Raw genomic sequence first — 15,766 nt, 5'->3', positions numbered from 1 at the left:
GCATGGAGTCAGGTGTCATATGAACGACAAGGTAAAAACGATTTCTCCCATCGACGGCAGTGTCTATGTGGAGCGCCCCTTCGCCGACCAGGCGGCCATCACAGAGGCATTGCGTTTCGGCAAGCAGGTTCAGCGGCAGTGGAGCCGGGTGCCGGTAGCCGAGCGGGCGGCCCTGTGTCACCGCGCGGTAGATGCCTTTGTAGCCAACAAGGCGGCGATTGCCGAAGAAATCAGCTGGATGATGGGACGTCCTATTCGCTATGCCGGCGGTGAAGTCGATGGGCTGGCCGAGCGTGCTCGTTACATGATAGAGGTAGCGGAAGAAGCGCTGGCACCGGTGCGCTTGCCGGAAAAGCCCGGCTTCGAACGTTACATCAAGCGCGAGGCCCTGGGCCTGGTGCTGGTGATCGCCCCCTGGAACTTTCCCTACCTTACGGCCATCAATGCGGTAATGCCGGCCATCATGGCGGGCAATACGGTGATCCTCAAGCACTCGGCCCAGACCCCGCTGTGTGCCGAACGGCTGGCCGAAGCCTTTGCTGCAGCAGGTCTGCCGAGAGGTGTGTTCCAGTATCTGCACCTTTCTCACCCCGACACCACCAGCCTTATCCAGGCGCCCGAGGTGGATTATGTGGCCTTCACCGGTTCGGTTGCGGGCGGAACCGCAGTCGAGCAGGCGGCGGCGGGACGTTTTATTGGCGTTGGGCTGGAGCTGGGCGGTAAGGATCCGGCCTATGTGCGGGCCGATGCCGATATTGATCAGGCCGTGGATACAGCTATTGATGGCGCCTTCTTTAACTCGGGCCAGTCCTGTTGCGGTATAGAACGCATCTACGTGCATGCGGATGTATACGATGCCTTCGTGGACAAGGCCGTCGCCCTGGTCAAGGGTTACCAGCTGGGGCGTGCCGATGATCCCGAGACCACTCTGGGGCCCCTGGTACGTTCCGGCGCCGCTGATTTTGTGCGTGGACAAATAGCCGAGGCGGTGGCACAGGGAGCAACGGCGCACATAAAACCGGAGGATTTCCCCCTGGATCGACCGGGCACTCCCTATATGGCGCCGCAGGTGCTGACCGGAGTCAACCACCGCATGAGAGTGATGACGGAAGAATCCTTCGGCCCCGTGGTCGGCATTCAGAAAGTACAGTCCGACGAGGAAGCCATTGCACTGATGAACGACAGCGATTTCGGCCTGACTGCAGCCATCTTTACCCGGGATATCGATACGGGTGTCAGCCTCGGCGAGCAGCTGCATACCGGCACCTTCTTTATCAACCGCTGCGACTATCTGGACCCGGCTCTGGCCTGGACCGGGGTCAAGCAATCCGGACGGGGTTGTACTCTGTCGAAATTGGGTTACGAAAGCCTGACACGACCCAAGTCATTTCATATCAAGCTGCCGAGCTGAGGAGAGAGCATGACCACCTATATTGCTAACTGGAATTATCCGACCCAGATAAAAGTTGGAAGTGGACATATCAGGGAACTGGCCGACGCCTGCCGCCAGTTGGGGATGGAAGCCCCACTGTTGGTGACGGACCCGGGCCTGGCCGCTCTGCCCATGGTGTCCGCCATCGTGACCGATTGCCGGGAGCAGGGACTGAAGATAGCGGTGTTTTCCGCCATCAAGGGCAACCCGACTGGAGAAAATGTCGAGGACGGGGTCGGCGCCTACAAGGCGGGGAGTCATGATGGTGTGATTGCCCTTGGCGGAGGCTCAGCGCTGGATGCGGGCAAGGCCATCGCACTGATGGTTGGCCAGGACAGGTCATTGTGGGATTTCGAGGATGTGGGGGACAACTGGTCTCGGGCGAAAGGAAAGGGTATAGCGCCGGTGGTGGCGGTACCGACGACTGCGGGTACGGGATCTGAGGTCGGCCGCGCCTCGGTAATCACCGATCAGGCCAACCATATCAAACGCATTATCTTTCATCCGAAGATGCTACCAGCGCTGGTGATCCTGGATCCCGATCTGACGGTGGGCCTGCCGGGCAAGATTACTGCTGCCACCGGTATGGATGCCCTGTCTCATAATCTGGAAGCCTTCTGTGCCCCCGGATATCATCCGATGGCGGAGGGGATCGCCCTTGAAGGCATTCGTCTGATCCATACTTATCTGCCGAGAGCGGTGCGGGACGGCAGTGATCTGGAAGCTCGTTGTCAGATGCTGGTGGCCTCCAGCATGGGCGCCACTGCCTTTCAGCGGGGGCTGGGCGCCATGCATGCCCTGGCTCACCCCATCGGAGCCCTGTATGACGCACATCATGGTTTGCTCAACGCCATCCTGATGCCTTATGTGCTCAAGGCAAATGAAGAAGCGATTACGCCGGCTATCGAGCGTTTGTCCCGTTACCTGGGGCTGGAGCACGGAGGTTTTAACGGTTTTCTGGACTGGGTGTTAACCCTGAGAGCCGAACTGGGCATCCCACACAGTTTGGGCGAAATTGGCATCGAACTGGATCGGGCCAAACAGATTGGCGCCATGGCGGTGGCCGACCCGTCATCTGGTGGCAATCCCATCTCGTTTACGGCAGAGCAATATGAACAACTGTGTCGTAATGCCATCACCGGTACCCTGTGAGGCCGGTTAAGGAATTTCGATGAAGATAGGTATTTTACAGTGCGATGACGTACTGGATCAGCTGCAGCCCCGGCATGGCAATTATCCGCAGATGATCAGCCAGTTGCTGAGCGCAGTGGACAGCAGTCTGGAGTTCGAGGTGTACCGGGCTCTGGATAATGAATTGCCGGAGACTCCTGGTGCCTGTGATGCTTACATCACCACCGGCAGCCGCCATGGGGTGAACGATGGCCTGAGCTGGAGTAATCGGCTGGCCGACTTCGTGGCTCTGCTGTATCAGGAAAAGCGTAAGTTGGTGGGGATCTGTTTCGGCCATCAGCTTATCGCCAAGGCCCTGGGGGGAGAAGTAGTCAGGTCGGAGAAAGGCTGGGGCATAGGGGTGTCGTTCAACCAGATCAATCAGCGAAAGCCCTGGATGGAACCCTTTTCGCCCTCTTTGGATTTGGTGGTCAGCCATCAGGATCAGGTCTGTCGTTTGCCAGCCGATGCTGAAGTTCTGGCCAGCAGCGAGTTTTGCCCCTTTTATATGGTGCAGTATCAGGATCACTTTTTGAGCATACAGGGTCACCCAGAGTTCAGCCGCCCCTACTCGGCTGACTTGATGGCGACCCGGCTCGAACGCTTTTCACCCAATCGTCACCGGGAAGCGCTGGCGTCACTGAACGCGGAAGTGGATGACCATTTGCTGGCACGCTGGATACTGGCCTTTATGAGGGCATGAGTACGGTTCGATGATCCGAACATGAAAAAGGGCTGCACCAAGCAGCCCTTATGCATTACTGCGTATTGGCTCAGTGGCCGGCCAGCGCCTTGGGCGCCTGACTTTCGTCAAACTCCGGCAGCGGACGGTGGCGGGACGCCAGGAAGGTGTAGATCACTGGCAGCACGAACAGGGTGAACAGGGTACCTATGCTCAGGCCGGAGACGATGACGATGCCCATGCCAAAGCGCGAGAAGGCACCGGCACCCACCGCAAACAGCAGCGGGATCAGGCCCGCCACCATGGCGGCGGTGGTCATCAGAATGGCGCGCAGACGAATGCGGGCCGCCACCCGAATAGCCTCCGTCCGGTCCCGGCCCCGGTGCAGCTGCTCCTCCTTGGCCACCTCGCACATCAGAATGCCGTGCTTGGTGATGATACCCACCAGGGTGATCAGGCCCACCTGGGTATATATGTTCATGGTTGCCAGTCCCCAGGCCAGCGCCACCAGGGCACCGGAAATGGCCAGGGGCACCGACACCATGATCACCAGGGGGTCGCGCACGCTTTCAAACTGGGACGCCAGCACCAGGAAGATGATGAACAGCGCCAGCAGGAAGGTCATGTACAGGGCGTTGCCCTCGGTGACGAACTGGCGGGCGGCGCCCAGGTAGTCGTGGTTGTAACCGTTGGGCAGCCCGGCGGTCACCTCCTGCTCCAGGAAGTTGATGGCATCGCCCATGGATACACCCGGGGTGAGCACGGCACCTATGGTGGCCGAGTTCAGCTGGTTGTAGTGGGGCAGGGCGCGGGGCTGGGCTTCCATGGTGATGGACACCAGGTTGGCCAGGGGCACCATGTCGCCGTTGTGGGCGCGCACGTAGTAGTCCTTGATGGAGTCCGGATTGAGCCGGTCGGCCCGGGCCACTTGGGGGATCACCTCATAGCTGCGGCCGTCCAGATCCACCCGATTGACGTAGCCGTCGCTCATCATGGTGGACAGGGTCAGGGCGATGTCCTGCATGGTCACGCCATAGGCGCCGGCCTTGTCGCGGTTTACCTTGATGTTCATGGTGCCCGAGTCAAAGGCCAGATCCAGCTCGCTGTATACAAACAGCGGACTCTGGCTGACCTTTTGCAGCACTTCGGCGGCCACTTCATACAGGCTTTCAAAGTTGTTGGGGGTGGTCAGCACATACTGCACCGGCAGGCCGCTGGACGCCCCGGGCAGCTCGGGAAACGGAAAGGCACTGATGGCCACCGCCGGAATGGCCTTCAACGGCGGAGTCAGCCGTTCGATCACCGTTTTCTGGGCATCCCGCTGGCTCCAGGGCTTGAGCACCGCCACCGCCAGACCCTGGTTGGCGTTGGGCACACCGGCAATGGTCAGTGAAGTGGACAGGGCGTCATCCTTGTTGAGCACCTCCACCGCCTTGCGCATATTGTTCTCGATATAGTCGAGGTTGGCGGTGTTGGGGGCCTTGGCCATCATCAGAAAGGCGCCCTTGTCTTCGTTCGGGGCCAGTTCACTGGGAATAAAGCTGAACAGCACCGGCATGGAGCCAAACACCAGCAGGGCAAAGGCGATGACCACGGCGCGTTTGGCCAGCACCGCATCCAGCATGCGGGCATAGCCGTCGGTCAGGCGATCCAGGGTGTTTTCCACCCCCTGCTCAAAGCGATTGGGGTTGTCGTGGGGCTTGAGCAGTTTGGAGCACATCATGGGTGACAGGGTCAGCGCCACTATGCCGGAGATAAACACGGCCCCGGCCAGGGTGAGGGCAAATTCCTTGAACAGGGAGCCGGTAATGCCGCTCATCAGGGCGATGGGGGCGTACACCGCCGCCAGGGTGATGGTCATGGTGATCACCGGCACCGCAATTTCCCGGGTACCGAGAATGGCGGCCCGGTAGGGGGATTCGCCGGCCTTGATATGCCGGTCGACGTTTTCCACCACGACGATGGCATCGTCCACCACCAGGCCGATGGCCAGTACCATGGCCAGCAGGGTCATCAGATTGATGCTGAAACCGAACAGGCTCATCAGAATGGCCACACCGATCAGCGACAGCGGAATGGTGATAATGGGGATCAGCACCGCCCGCAGCGAGCCCAGGAACAGGGTGATCACCACCACCACGATCAGCGAGGCTTCCAGAATGGTCTTCACCACCTCGTGAATGGACTCGTTGATGGCGTCGGTGGCGTCATACAGGAGCTTCATCTTGATGGTGTCGGGCATGTTGCGTTCGAGATCCGGCAGCATGGTGCGCACGTTCTCGGCCACGGTCAGCGGGTTGGCAGAAGGAGTGGGATCCACGCCGATGATCACCGCCGGCTGACCGTCGGCCAGGGCGCGCACCACGTCGTGGCTCTTTTCCAGTGACACTCTGGCCACGTCGCGCAGGCGCACCACGGCGTCATCCCGGGTGGCGATCACCAGGGATTCCAGCTCTTCGGCGGTTTCCACCTGGGTATTAATGTCGCTGTTATAGAGCATGTAATAGCCGGTGGACTGGCCGGCGGCGGCCTGGTAGTTGTTGGCCTGCAGCACCGACAGCACCTCGGGAGCGGTCAGCTTGTGGGCGGCCAGCCGCAGCGGATCAATCCAGATGCGCAAGGCGAACTTGGCGCCGCCAAACAGGTTGATCTTGGCCACGCCGTCCACCGAGTAGAACTGCGGCCGCACCACCCGCTCCAGATAGTCGTTGATCTGGGGCGCGTTGAGCTGCTTACTGCTGAAGGAAATGTACATAATGGAGGTGGACGCCCCCGTGGTCATCTCCAGGCTGGGGTCTTCCGCTTCCCGGGGCAGCTGGGAGCGCACCGAGTTGACCCGGGCCAGTATGTCCGACAGGGCCGCGTTGGAGTCGGTGTTGAGCTTCATCTGCACCGTGATTTTGGAGCTGCCGTTGCTGCTCGACGAGGTCATAAAGTCGATGTTGTCGGCCTGGGCAATGGCCTGCTCCAGGGGCTGAGTAATAAACCCTTGAATGAGATCGGCGCTGGCGCCGTAATAACCGGTGCTCACGGTGATCACCGTATTGGTCATTTCCGGGTATTCACGCACCTGCATTTTCTGCAGGGCCTGCAGCCCCAGCAGTACGATCAGCAGGCTGATCGAAACGGCCAGCACCGGCCGTTTTATGAAGATATCGGTAAAACGCATGGGGTTCTCCGCTTACAGCAGGGGGGCCGATTCAGGCGTGTCGAGAGCGTCGCTTTCCACCGGCTTGACCCGGCTGCCATTGGACAGACGCACCTGACCCGAGGTGACGATGGTTTCACCGGCCTTCAGGCCCTTTACCACCCGGGCGATATCGGCTTCCCGCTCGGCCACTTCCACCACCCGCTGGCGGGCTACCTGCACGGTCTCGCCGCTGTCTGTGGTTTCTTCCTTCACCACGTATACGGTCTGGCCGTACAGGGTGAAGTTGATGGCATGCTGGGGCACCAGGATCTGACTGGCCTTCACTGGCAGCTGCACGTCCAGCTTGGCAAACATGCCCGAGCGCAGCTTGCCGTCCTGGTTGGGAATGCTGGCCTGCACCTGCACCACGCCGGATTCGGGATTGATCTGGGGTTCAATGGCGGTGATCTCCCCTTCAAACGGGGTGTCCGGGTAGGCATCCACCAGAATGTTCAGGGCCTGTCCCACGCGAATGTCGGCGATGCGGGTCTGGGGAATGGTAAAGCGAATGCGGAACTGGCTGATGTCTTCCAGTCGGGCAATGTCGGTGCCGGCGTTCAGATACTGGCCGAGAAAGGCGTTGCGAATGCCCATGACGCCGTCAAAGGGCGCGCGAATGGTACGACGCTCAATGGTGGCCTTGAGGGAGTCAATCTGCCCCTGCAGTTCCTGGTAGCTGGCATTGGCGTCATCCAGCTGGCCCTTGGATACGGAGCCACGCTGAAACAGCTGGCGCATGCGCGTCAGGTTGGCCTGCACCGCCGGCAGCCGGCCTTCGGCGCTGCGCAGGTTGGCCTTTTCCACGTCGGCGTCGAGCTCCACCAGCACCTCGCCGGCCCTGACCTGCTGGCCCGACTCAAAGTGAATGGCACGGACGATGCCGGCAGACTCGTTGCTGACGTTAATGCCCTGAATCGGTTCGATAAACCCGATGGCGGCAATACGCGGCGTCCAGTCCTGGGGAGTGACCTCGGTCACCGTGACCGGAAAGCTGGGCACCGGCTGATTGGCGAAATACTGAGCCATCATGTTTTGCTTGAACAGGTTAAAACCAATGACGCTGCCGAAGATCAGGATCACCAGCAGCAGCATGGACAGGGTCCATTTTTTCATTAAAGTCACTCCCGCGACGTGGTTGTTGGTTATTAGCGCTTTAAAATGGCGTTCCAGGCCGCATCCATCAGCTCGTCAAAGACGGCTTCATTGAGCTGAATGCAGCCCCGGGCGTGTTTCTGGGTCAGCAGCATCAGGTTTTCCAGGGCCAGAAAACCCAGCAGCGGTGCCGGCAGATCCCGAAACAGACCGAGCTCACGGCCGTGTTCAAAAAACTCGAACACGGGTTTGAAATAACGTTCATCCATGCGTTCCTCCTCTTCGCGGTTGAACAGGGGGGAGGCCTCGTACTGCACCCGGTACAACAGGCAGTCGGAATTGCTCAGCAGGTAGTGCAGGCAGTTCTGCCACAACACACGAAACTGCTCAAAGCAGGGGTTGTGCGTGTCGACGTTGCTCAGCAGCGCCAGAGATACTTCCTGCAGTCGCTCTTCGTGCACGCAGCGCAACAGGCTTTCCTTGTCCTTGAAATAGCGGTAAATGGTGCCGGTGGCCACGCCGGCTTCCCGGGCCACCAGTTGCATCGACATACCCTGAAAGCCAAGGGTGGCGATCAGGTGTTCCGCTGCATTGAGAATGCGCTCGCGTTTGTTGGTCATCTGTTCTCTGTCTGGAGTTTGAGTCATAAATGAATGAACGTTCATTCCAGTGGTGATTCTAGGCCATCATCGCCACAAGTCAATTGATGCAGTGCGGCTCTTTCTTCACTTTAGTTAAAAAAAACGCCATTTTGCCGACAAAACCAGCAGGTGGCCGGTAAAGATAAAAAAGTACTGGACAAGGGGAGAGGCTGACCTTAGTATTCGCAGCGTCCAATTATAGAGCGCCCGTAGCTCAGCTGGATAGAGCGCTGCCCTCCGGAGGCAGAGGTCACAGGTTCGAATCCTGTCGGGCGCGCCATTCGGTATTGGACGGTAGAACATTGGTGACCGTAGCTCAGTTGGTAGAGTCCTGGATTGTGATTCCAGTTGTCGCGGGTTCGAGCCCCGTCGGTCACCCCAGTTTCAGGCTACGGCCTGAAAGCAGTAAACATGCGAGGGTGGCGGAATTGGTAGACGCGCTAGCTTCAGGTGTTAGTGTCCTTCGGACGTGGGGGTTCAAGTCCCCCCCTTCGCACCACTGCTTTCAAACGAATTCGAAAGAGAAAAGTTACGGCGTTTAGCGCAGCCTGGTAGCGCATCTGGTTTGGGACCAGAGGGTCGCAGGTTCGAATCCTGCAACGCCGACCAGAATTACCGACCCTAGCGTCGGTTTTTTTGTGCCTGCCGTTCAGCACAGCCTTCCCCAGACTTCTTGTCTCTCACCTCTTATCAATCCCACACAAGGCGGGACTTGAGCGGGAATTAACCATACAATGTGACCCAGGTCTCTGTATTACACGGCTTTTCAATGGCTGACGAAACAAAACTCAAAAAAAGCAAAAGCACTAAGCCGGCCGGCGCCGCTCAGGTGCAGTCCTTGTCCCGTGCGCTGCTGCTGCTGGAACGGCTGGCCGCTTCAGACATGGGCATGTCACTCACCGACGTGGCCGGCAGTCTGGGGCTGGCGCCGTCCACCGCCCACCGCCTGCTCAACAGCCTGCGCAGTCATGACTTTGTGGATCTGGACGAAAGCCAGGGGCTGTGGAGCATTGGCGTGCACGCCTTTTCCATCGGCAACGCCTACCTGAAGAAGCGTGATTTTATCGCCCAGGCCCGGCCGCACATGAAGCGCCTGGTGGCGGAAACCGGCGAAACCTCCAACCTGGCTATTCTGGAGCAGGGCAGCGTGGTCTATGTGGGGCAGGTGGAATCCCCCCAGACCATGCGCATGGTGGTGTCCCTCGGCAGCCGCTCGCCGGTGCATGCCGCCGGGGTGGGCAAGGCGCTGCTGTCGGCACTGCCGATGAAGGAAGCGCTGGAGCTGGTGCGCAAGGGGGGCATGAAGGCCTACACCGAGCACACCATTATCAACCCCAGCCAGTTTGAGCAGGAGCTGGTAAAGATCGCCCGGCAGGGTTATTCCCTCGATGACGAAGAGCAGTTTGAAGGCCTGCGCTGCATTGCCGCCAATATCTATAACGAATACGGCGAGGCGGTGGCCGCTATTTCCATCTCCGGCCCGGCGGTTCGGGTAAAGTGGGAGCGCATTCCTCAGCTCAGCGCCCTGGTAATGGATGCGGCCAAGGAAGTCACTCAGGCCATTGGCGGTAAGGTACCCAGCACCAGCCGTAAGCCGTAAGCCTGTAGGTTGGCGATGAGCGCAGCGCATTCACAACATGCCGCAGCCGGCTTCGTGTTGGAATTCGCTGCGCTCATTCGCAACCTACTACTACTTACAGCTGATCGCTTACGGCTTACAGCTCTAATAAAAAAGGCCTGTCTTTCGACAGGCCTTTTGCATTCGCGGGCTAAGCTCAGAAGCTCAGCGGGCGGTCGCCCTGCTCATCCTTGATGCGGGTCGGCAGACCCATTTCGTTGAGCAGGTTGATGAAGGGCTTGGGATCCAGCTCTTCGATGTTGGCCATCTTCTTCACGTCCCACTCGCCGGTGGCGATCAGCAGGGCGGCGGCCACCGGCGGCACCCCGGCGGTGTAGGAAATGCCCTGGCTGCCCACTTCGGCATAGGCCTCGGCGTGGTCGGCCACATTGTAGATAAATACTTCTTTATCCTTGCCGTCCTTCTTGCCCTTCACCTGATCACCGATGCAGGTCTTGCCGGTGTAGTCCGGGGCCAGGGAAGACGGATCGGGCAGCACGGCTTTCACCACTTTCAGCGGCACCACTTCCAGGCCTTCGGCGGTTTTCACCGGCTGCTCGGACAGCAGGCCCAGATTCTTGAGCACGGTGAACACATTGATGTAGTGCTCGCCAAAGCCCATCCAGAAGCGCACATTGGGCACGCCCAGGTTCTGGGACAGGGAGTGCACCTCGTCGTGGCCGGTCATGTAGCTGGTCTGCATACCCACTACCGGCAGGTCGTCGGTGCGCTTGTGCTCGAACATCTGGTTCTGCACCCACTCGTTGTTCTGCCAGGACCAGACCCGGCCGGTGAACTCGCGGAAGTTGATTTCCGGATCGAAGTTGGTGGCAAAGTAACGACCGTGGCTGCCGGCGTTGATGTCGATGATGTCGATGGAGTCGACGCTGTCGAAGTATTCATTCACCGCCACGGCGGCGTAGGCGTTGACCACACCCGGGTCAAAGCCGGCACCCAGAATGGCGGTGATGCCCTTCTCTTCGCAGATGGCCTTGCGCTTCCACTCGTAGTTGGCGTACCAGGGCGGATTTTCGCAGATCTTGGTGGGATCTTCGTGAATGGCGGTGTCGAGGTAGGCGGCGCCGGTCTCGATACAGGCCTGCAGCACCGACATATTGATGAAAGCCGATCCGACATTGATCACCAGTTGCGACTGTGTTTTGTCAATCAACGCCTTGGTGGCTTCAATATCGAGCGCATCCAGGGCATGGGCTTGCAATTCACCGGCAACCTTGAGGCTGCCCTTTTCCCGTACGCTGTCGACGATTTGCTGGCATTTCTCGACAGTGCGCGAGGCGATGTGAATGTTACCCAGAACATCGTTATGTTGCGCACACTTGTGGGCAACAACCTGGGCGACACCACCGGCACCAATAATCAGAACGTTTTTCTTCATTTTTTTCCTCTGGAGCCTCCTTGAAAGGCTGCGTTGTGGTTTACTCCATGCCTCAGGAGAGGCTGTCTACAAAGTCGTCAAAGGTAAATCCCCTGACCAGGTTTACGCTGCCGTCGAGTTCACGCACGGCGATGGCGGGCATCTGCACACCGTTGAACCAGTTCTTCTTCACCATGGTGTAGCCGGCGGCATCGATAAAGGATAGCCGATCCCCTACCTGCAGCGGCCGGTCGAAGTTGAATTCGCCGAATATGTCGCCGGCCAGACAGGACTTGCCGCACACCATGTACTGATGTTCGCCGTCGTTGGGCGCCATCTTGGCGGTCTCCCGGTAGATCAGCAGGTCGAGCATATGGGCTTCAATGGAGCTGTCCACTATGGCCAGTTGCTTGCCGTTGAACAGGGTGTCGAGCACGGTCACTTCCAGCGAGGTACTCATGGTGATAGAGGCCTCGCCGGGCTCCAGATACACCTGCACGCCAAAGCGCTCTGAAAAGGCCTTGAGCCGGGCGCAGAAGCGATCCACCGGGTAATCGTCACCGGTAAAGTGAATGCCGCCGCCCAGGCTCACCCAGGTGATCTGCGGCTGGCTCAGCAGGCCGCCGAACTTCTGTTCAATCTTGCCCAGCATGCGATCAAACAGGTCAAAGTCGCTGTTTTCGCAGTTGTTGTGAATCATGAAGCCGGAGATTTTATCCATCACCGCTTCCACCTTGCTGGCGTCCCACTCACCCAGGCGGCTGAAGGGCCGGGACGGGTCGGCGATCAGAAACTCGGAGCTGGACACCCCCGGGTTCAGACGCAGGCCGCGCACGTGGCTGGCGGAGGCTTGTTCAAAACGCTCAAGCTGACCGATGGTGTTAAAGATGATCTTGTCGGAGTGAGCCAGCACTTCGTCGATTTCGTCGTCGCCATAGGCCACGCTGTAGGCATGGGTTTCGCCGCCGAACTTCTGTTTGCCGAGCTTCACTTCGTTGAGGGAGGAAGAGGTGGTGCCGTCCATGTACTGGCTCATCAGGTCAAATACCGACCAGGTGGCAAAGCATTTCAGGGCCAGCAGCGCCTTGGCGCCGGAGTGCTCGCGAACATAGGCGATTTTCTCCATGTTGCGCAGCAGCTTGCTCTTGTCGATGAGATAGTAAGGCGTCTTGATCACTAGGGTCATACCTCCAGGCTGTGAACACCACCCGCTTAGGGAATTTTAAAGCGCGTGATTATAGAGGAAAGGTGGTCATGCTTCGAGCAAAAAGTGGAGCATGGCGGGAGCTTGGGTCATAAAAAAAGACCGGCACTGAATGGCCGGTCTCGCTGAGGAGTGCGTAGCCGCCGGTGAGGCGGCTCAATCATTATTGTTGTTTTAAATTCAGATCTTACTTCGGCAGCACCAGAATGGCCCGGAAGTCATTCACGTTGGTGCGGGTCGGGCCGGTTTCCACCAGCGCGCCCAGCTGGGAGAAGAAGCCGTAGCTGTCGTTGTTGGCCAGGTAGTCTTCGGCCTTGAGGCCGGCGGCTTCCGCCTGGGCGAACAGCTCGGGGGTGATCATGGCGCCGGCGTTGTCTTCCACGCCGTCAATGCCGTCGGTGTCGGCGGCCAGGGCATAGACGCCGCCCTGACCCTTGAGCTCATTGAACAGGCTCAGCATGAATTCGCTGTTGCGGCCGCCACGGCCATTGCCCTTGATGGTGACCGTGGTTTCACCGCCGGACAGGATCACGCAGGGCGCCTGAACGGGCTGGCCGCACTTGAGGATCTGCTTGGCGATGGCGGCGTGTACCTTGGCCACCTCCCGGGACTCACCTTCAATGCAGTCACCCAGCACCAGCGGCGCCAGACCCTTGGAGCGGGCCAGATGGGCGGCGGCGTCCAGGGCGTCCTGGGGGGTGGCAATCATGTGGAACTCGGCCTTGCTCAGGCGCTCGTCACCGGGCTTGACGGTTTCGGACTCGGGGCTTTCCAGCCAGGCGCGCACATGGGCACCCACTTCGATGCCGTAGCTGTCGAGAATGGCCAGGGCCTGGGCGGAGGTGGTCGGGTCCGCTACGGTCGGGCCGGAAGCGATCACGGTGGGCTCGTCGCCGGGTACGTCGGAGATGCCCAGGGCGATCAGGCGGGCCGGGTAGGCGGCGGCGGCCAGACGGCCACCCTTGATGCCAGACAGGTGCTTGCGCACGCAGTTCATTTCATCAATGGCGGCGCCGGACTTGAGCAGGGCCTTGTTGATGGCCTGCTTGTCGGACAGGGTCAGACCCGGGGCCGGCAGGCTCAGCAGTGAAGAGCCGCCACCGGACAGCAGGCAGATCACCAGATCGTCTTCGCCCAGGCCCTGCACCAGCTCCAGAATGCGGCGGCCCACGCGTTCACCGGCATCGTCCGGCACCGGGTGAGCGGCTTCGATGATCTCGATGCGCTCGCAGGGGGCGCCATGATCGTAGCGGGTCACCACCACACCGGAAAGTTCCCCTTCCCAGATGGCGTCCAGCTCGGCGGCCATGGAAGCGGCAGCCTTGCCGGCACCGATGACAACGGCCTTTTGACGAGTATCCTTCGGCAGGTATTCGGCCAGATGTCCCTTGGGCAGGGCGGCGGCCACGGCGCTGTCGAATAACTGCTGTAACAACTCCTTGGGTTGGATATCCATTGCAAATACTCCTGAAAAAACGGCTGTCTGGGTGCTGTTGTTGATTCAATAACGGGGTGGGGCGGAACGACCGGAGACCAGTGTCTAACACAAAGCCCCCTGAGTGAAAGTCAGCTTGTCACCGACGTTCGCCCCGAGGTGTACCGAAAAGCGGCTGAAGCCTTCGCACCGCTTTTCGGTTCAGGACTTACTCGCCCCGAATGTTGTGGTTGGCCAGGTGCTCCAGCGCCTTGACCATGCCGGAGTGATCCCAGCCGTCGCCGCCCAGAGCGTTACAGGTGTTGAACAGCTCCTGTGCGCTGGCGGTGTTGGGCAGGGCAACGCCCAGCTCGCGGGCGCCGGACAGGGCCAGGTTCAGGTCTTTCTGGTGCAGGGCGATACGGAAGCCCGGGTCGAAAGTGCCTTTAACCATGCGCTCGCCGTGTACTTCCAGAATCTTGGAAGAAGCGAAACCACCCATCAGGGCTTCACGTACCTTGGCCGGATCGGCACCTGCCTTGGAGGCAAATACCAGGGCTTCGGCAACGGCTTCAATGTTCAGGGCCACGATGATCTGGTTGGCCACCTTGGTGGTCTGGCCGTCACCGTTACCGCCTACCAGGGTGATGTTCTTGCCCATGATTTCGAACAGCGGCTTGATCTTGTCAAACACGGCCTGCTCGCCGCCAACCATGATGGTCAGGGTGGCGTTGATGGCGCCCACTTCACCGCCGGATACCGGGGCGTCCAGGAAGTCGGCACCGGTTTCGTTAACGCGCTTGGCGATTTCCTTGGTGGCGATGGGAGAGATGGAGGACATGTCCACCACTACCTTGCCGGCAGACAGGCCTTCGGCGGCACCGTTTTCACCGAACAGCACTTCCTCAACCTGAGGAGTGTTGGGCACCATGGTGATGATCACGTCGGCGGCTTCGGCTACGGCCTTGGGGTTGGCCAGGGCGATACCGTTGTCACCCAGCAGATCGGCCGGGGCCTTGTTGTAGTGCTCGGAGAAGTACAGGGTGTGACCGGCTTTCTGCAGGTTCTGAGCCATGGGCTTGCCCATGATACCGGTACCAATGAAACCAATTTTCATGTTCGTCATCCTTTTGTCTGAATTAAGTGAAAAACCTCAGACCACACCGTGGGTCTTGAGCCAGCCCAGGCCTTCTTCGGTGGTGGTGGCCGGCTTGTATTCGGCACCGATCCAGCCGTCGTAACCGGCTTTGTCCAGGAAGGCGAAGATATTGTGGTAGTTCAGCTCGCCGGTGCCCGGCTCGTGACGACCCGGGTTATCAGCCAGCTGAATGTGGTTGATGATGCCCAGGTTCTTCTCCATGGTCGGGATGATGTCCCCTTCCATGATCTGCATGTGGTAGATGTCATACTGGAAAGCCAGGTTGTCGGAACCCACTTTCTCGATGATATCCAGCGCCTGCTGAGTGTTGTTCAGGAAGAAGCCGGGAATGTCGCGAGTGTTGATGGCTTCGGCGATCAGCTTGATGCCGGCTTCCTTCAATTTCTCGGCGGCGTACTTGAGGTTGGCCACGAAGGTCGCTTCCGCTTCTTCGTAAGCCACACCGGCGGGCTGAATACCGGCCAGGCAGTTTACCTGGGTGTTGCCCAGTACCTTGGCGTATTCGATGGCCTTGTCGACACCGGCCTTGAATTCTTCAACCCGATCCGGGTGACAGGCGATACCGCGCTCGCCACCGTTCCAGTCACCGGCGGGCAGGTTGAACAGTACCTGGGTCAGGCCGTTGGCCTCGAGTTTGGCCTTGATTTCGTCAGCGGCGAAGTCGTAGGGGAACAGGTATTCAACACCCTTGAAACCGGCCTTGGCGGCGGCGTCAAAACGATCCAGAAAGTCGACTTCGGTAAACAGCATCGACAGGTTGGCAGCTAATTTCGGCATTGCGATGTCCTT

At 59.4% G+C, this 15,766-nt stretch carries 12 protein-coding genes and 4 tRNA genes; 8 read left to right on the top strand and 8 right to left on the bottom strand.

Features of this window, described 5'->3' with window-relative positions:
* Positions 1 to 19 precede the first annotated feature (19 nt).
* From DA373_RS05030 to DA373_RS05020, 3 genes are read left to right on the top strand one after another with little or no spacing between them, the layout of a single operon-like run.
* On the top strand, positions 20 to 1,411 hold the full coding sequence (locus tag DA373_RS05030; RefSeq protein WP_107851246.1) for an aldehyde dehydrogenase family protein: 1,392 nt from the start codon (positions 20 to 22) through the stop codon (positions 1,409 to 1,411).
* A gap of 9 nt (positions 1,412 to 1,420) precedes the next feature.
* Positions 1,421 to 2,584 carry an iron-containing alcohol dehydrogenase gene (locus DA373_RS05025; RefSeq protein ID WP_107851245.1) on the top strand — a complete coding sequence of 388 codons (1,164 nt, stop codon included), beginning with the start codon at positions 1,421 to 1,423 and terminating at the stop codon, positions 2,582 to 2,584.
* A gap of 19 nt (positions 2,585 to 2,603) precedes the next feature.
* Positions 2,604 to 3,305, top strand: coding sequence for a glutamine amidotransferase-related protein (locus DA373_RS05020; protein WP_107851244.1), 702 nt, complete (start codon positions 2,604 to 2,606; stop codon positions 3,303 to 3,305).
* Between the two features lie 70 nt (positions 3,306 to 3,375).
* On the opposite strand, the gene DA373_RS05015 is transcribed toward DA373_RS05020, so the two are convergent.
* Genes DA373_RS05015 through DA373_RS05005 form a run of 3 tightly spaced genes read right to left on the bottom strand, consistent with a single transcriptional unit; the run spans position 3,376 to position 8,186 of the window.
* Positions 3,376 to 6,453: a multidrug efflux RND transporter permease subunit gene (locus DA373_RS05015; RefSeq protein WP_107851243.1), complete on the bottom strand. Its 3,078-nt coding sequence runs from the start codon at positions 6,451 to 6,453 to the stop codon at positions 3,376 to 3,378.
* Positions 6,454 to 6,465: 12 nt separating this feature from the next.
* Positions 6,466 to 7,587 carry an efflux RND transporter periplasmic adaptor subunit gene (locus tag DA373_RS05010; protein WP_107851242.1) on the bottom strand — a complete coding sequence of 374 codons (1,122 nt, stop codon included), beginning with the start codon at positions 7,585 to 7,587 and terminating at the stop codon, positions 6,466 to 6,468.
* Positions 7,588 to 7,619: 32 nt separating this feature from the next.
* A complete protein-coding gene (locus DA373_RS05005) occupies positions 7,620 to 8,186 on the bottom strand; it encodes a TetR/AcrR family transcriptional regulator (RefSeq protein ID WP_107851241.1) in 567 nt (188 codons plus the stop codon).
* A gap of 224 nt (positions 8,187 to 8,410) precedes the next feature.
* On the opposite strand from DA373_RS05005, the gene DA373_RS05000 reads away from it, so the two are divergent.
* The 5 genes from DA373_RS05000 (at position 8,411) to DA373_RS04980 (ending at position 9,807) form a co-directional block, all read left to right on the top strand.
* A tRNA-Arg gene (locus DA373_RS05000) sits at positions 8,411 to 8,487 on the top strand.
* A 25-nt stretch (positions 8,488 to 8,512) separates the two neighbouring features.
* A tRNA-His gene (locus DA373_RS04995) sits at positions 8,513 to 8,588 on the top strand.
* Positions 8,589 to 8,620: 32 nt separating this feature from the next.
* Positions 8,621 to 8,706, top strand: a tRNA-Leu gene (locus DA373_RS04990).
* A 33-nt stretch (positions 8,707 to 8,739) separates the two neighbouring features.
* Positions 8,740 to 8,816 (top strand) — tRNA-Pro (locus DA373_RS04985).
* Between the two features lie 220 nt (positions 8,817 to 9,036).
* The gene (locus tag DA373_RS04980; RefSeq protein ID WP_232821199.1) at positions 9,037 to 9,807 is read left to right on the top strand and encodes an IclR family transcriptional regulator; all 771 of its coding nucleotides are present in this window, start codon (positions 9,037 to 9,039) and stop codon (positions 9,805 to 9,807) included.
* A 175-nt stretch (positions 9,808 to 9,982) separates the two neighbouring features.
* Here DA373_RS04980 and DA373_RS04975 read toward each other — a convergent pair whose 3' ends face one another.
* The 5 genes from DA373_RS04975 to hyi form a co-directional block, all read right to left on the bottom strand.
* On the bottom strand, positions 9,983 to 11,221 hold the full coding sequence (locus DA373_RS04975; protein WP_107851239.1) for a saccharopine dehydrogenase family protein: 1,239 nt from the start codon (positions 11,219 to 11,221) through the stop codon (positions 9,983 to 9,985).
* Positions 11,222 to 11,273: 52 nt separating this feature from the next.
* A complete protein-coding gene (locus DA373_RS04970; protein ID WP_232821194.1) occupies positions 11,274 to 12,386 on the bottom strand; it encodes a carboxynorspermidine decarboxylase in 1,113 nt (370 codons plus the stop codon).
* A 205-nt stretch (positions 12,387 to 12,591) separates the two neighbouring features.
* A complete protein-coding gene (locus tag DA373_RS04965) occupies positions 12,592 to 13,860 on the bottom strand; it encodes a glycerate kinase type-2 family protein (protein WP_107851238.1) in 1,269 nt (422 codons plus the stop codon).
* A 187-nt stretch (positions 13,861 to 14,047) separates the two neighbouring features.
* The gene (gene glxR / locus DA373_RS04960) at positions 14,048 to 14,944 is read right to left on the bottom strand and encodes a 2-hydroxy-3-oxopropionate reductase (RefSeq protein WP_269801413.1); all 897 of its coding nucleotides are present in this window, start codon (positions 14,942 to 14,944) and stop codon (positions 14,048 to 14,050) included.
* Positions 14,945 to 14,971: 27 nt separating this feature from the next.
* Complete coding sequence (hyi, locus tag DA373_RS04955) at positions 14,972 to 15,754, bottom strand: hydroxypyruvate isomerase (RefSeq protein WP_107851236.1); 783 nt, start codon at positions 15,752 to 15,754, stop codon at positions 14,972 to 14,974.
* Between the last annotated feature and the right edge of the window lie 12 nt (positions 15,755 to 15,766).

The sequence above is a fragment of the Oceanimonas marisflavi genome (assembly GCF_003049725.1).
Taxonomy (GTDB): Bacteria; Pseudomonadota; Gammaproteobacteria; order Enterobacterales; family Aeromonadaceae; genus Oceanimonas; species Oceanimonas marisflavi.
The sequence above is the reverse complement of the archived record's forward strand: the minus strand, read 5'-3'. Positions and strand labels throughout refer to the sequence as shown.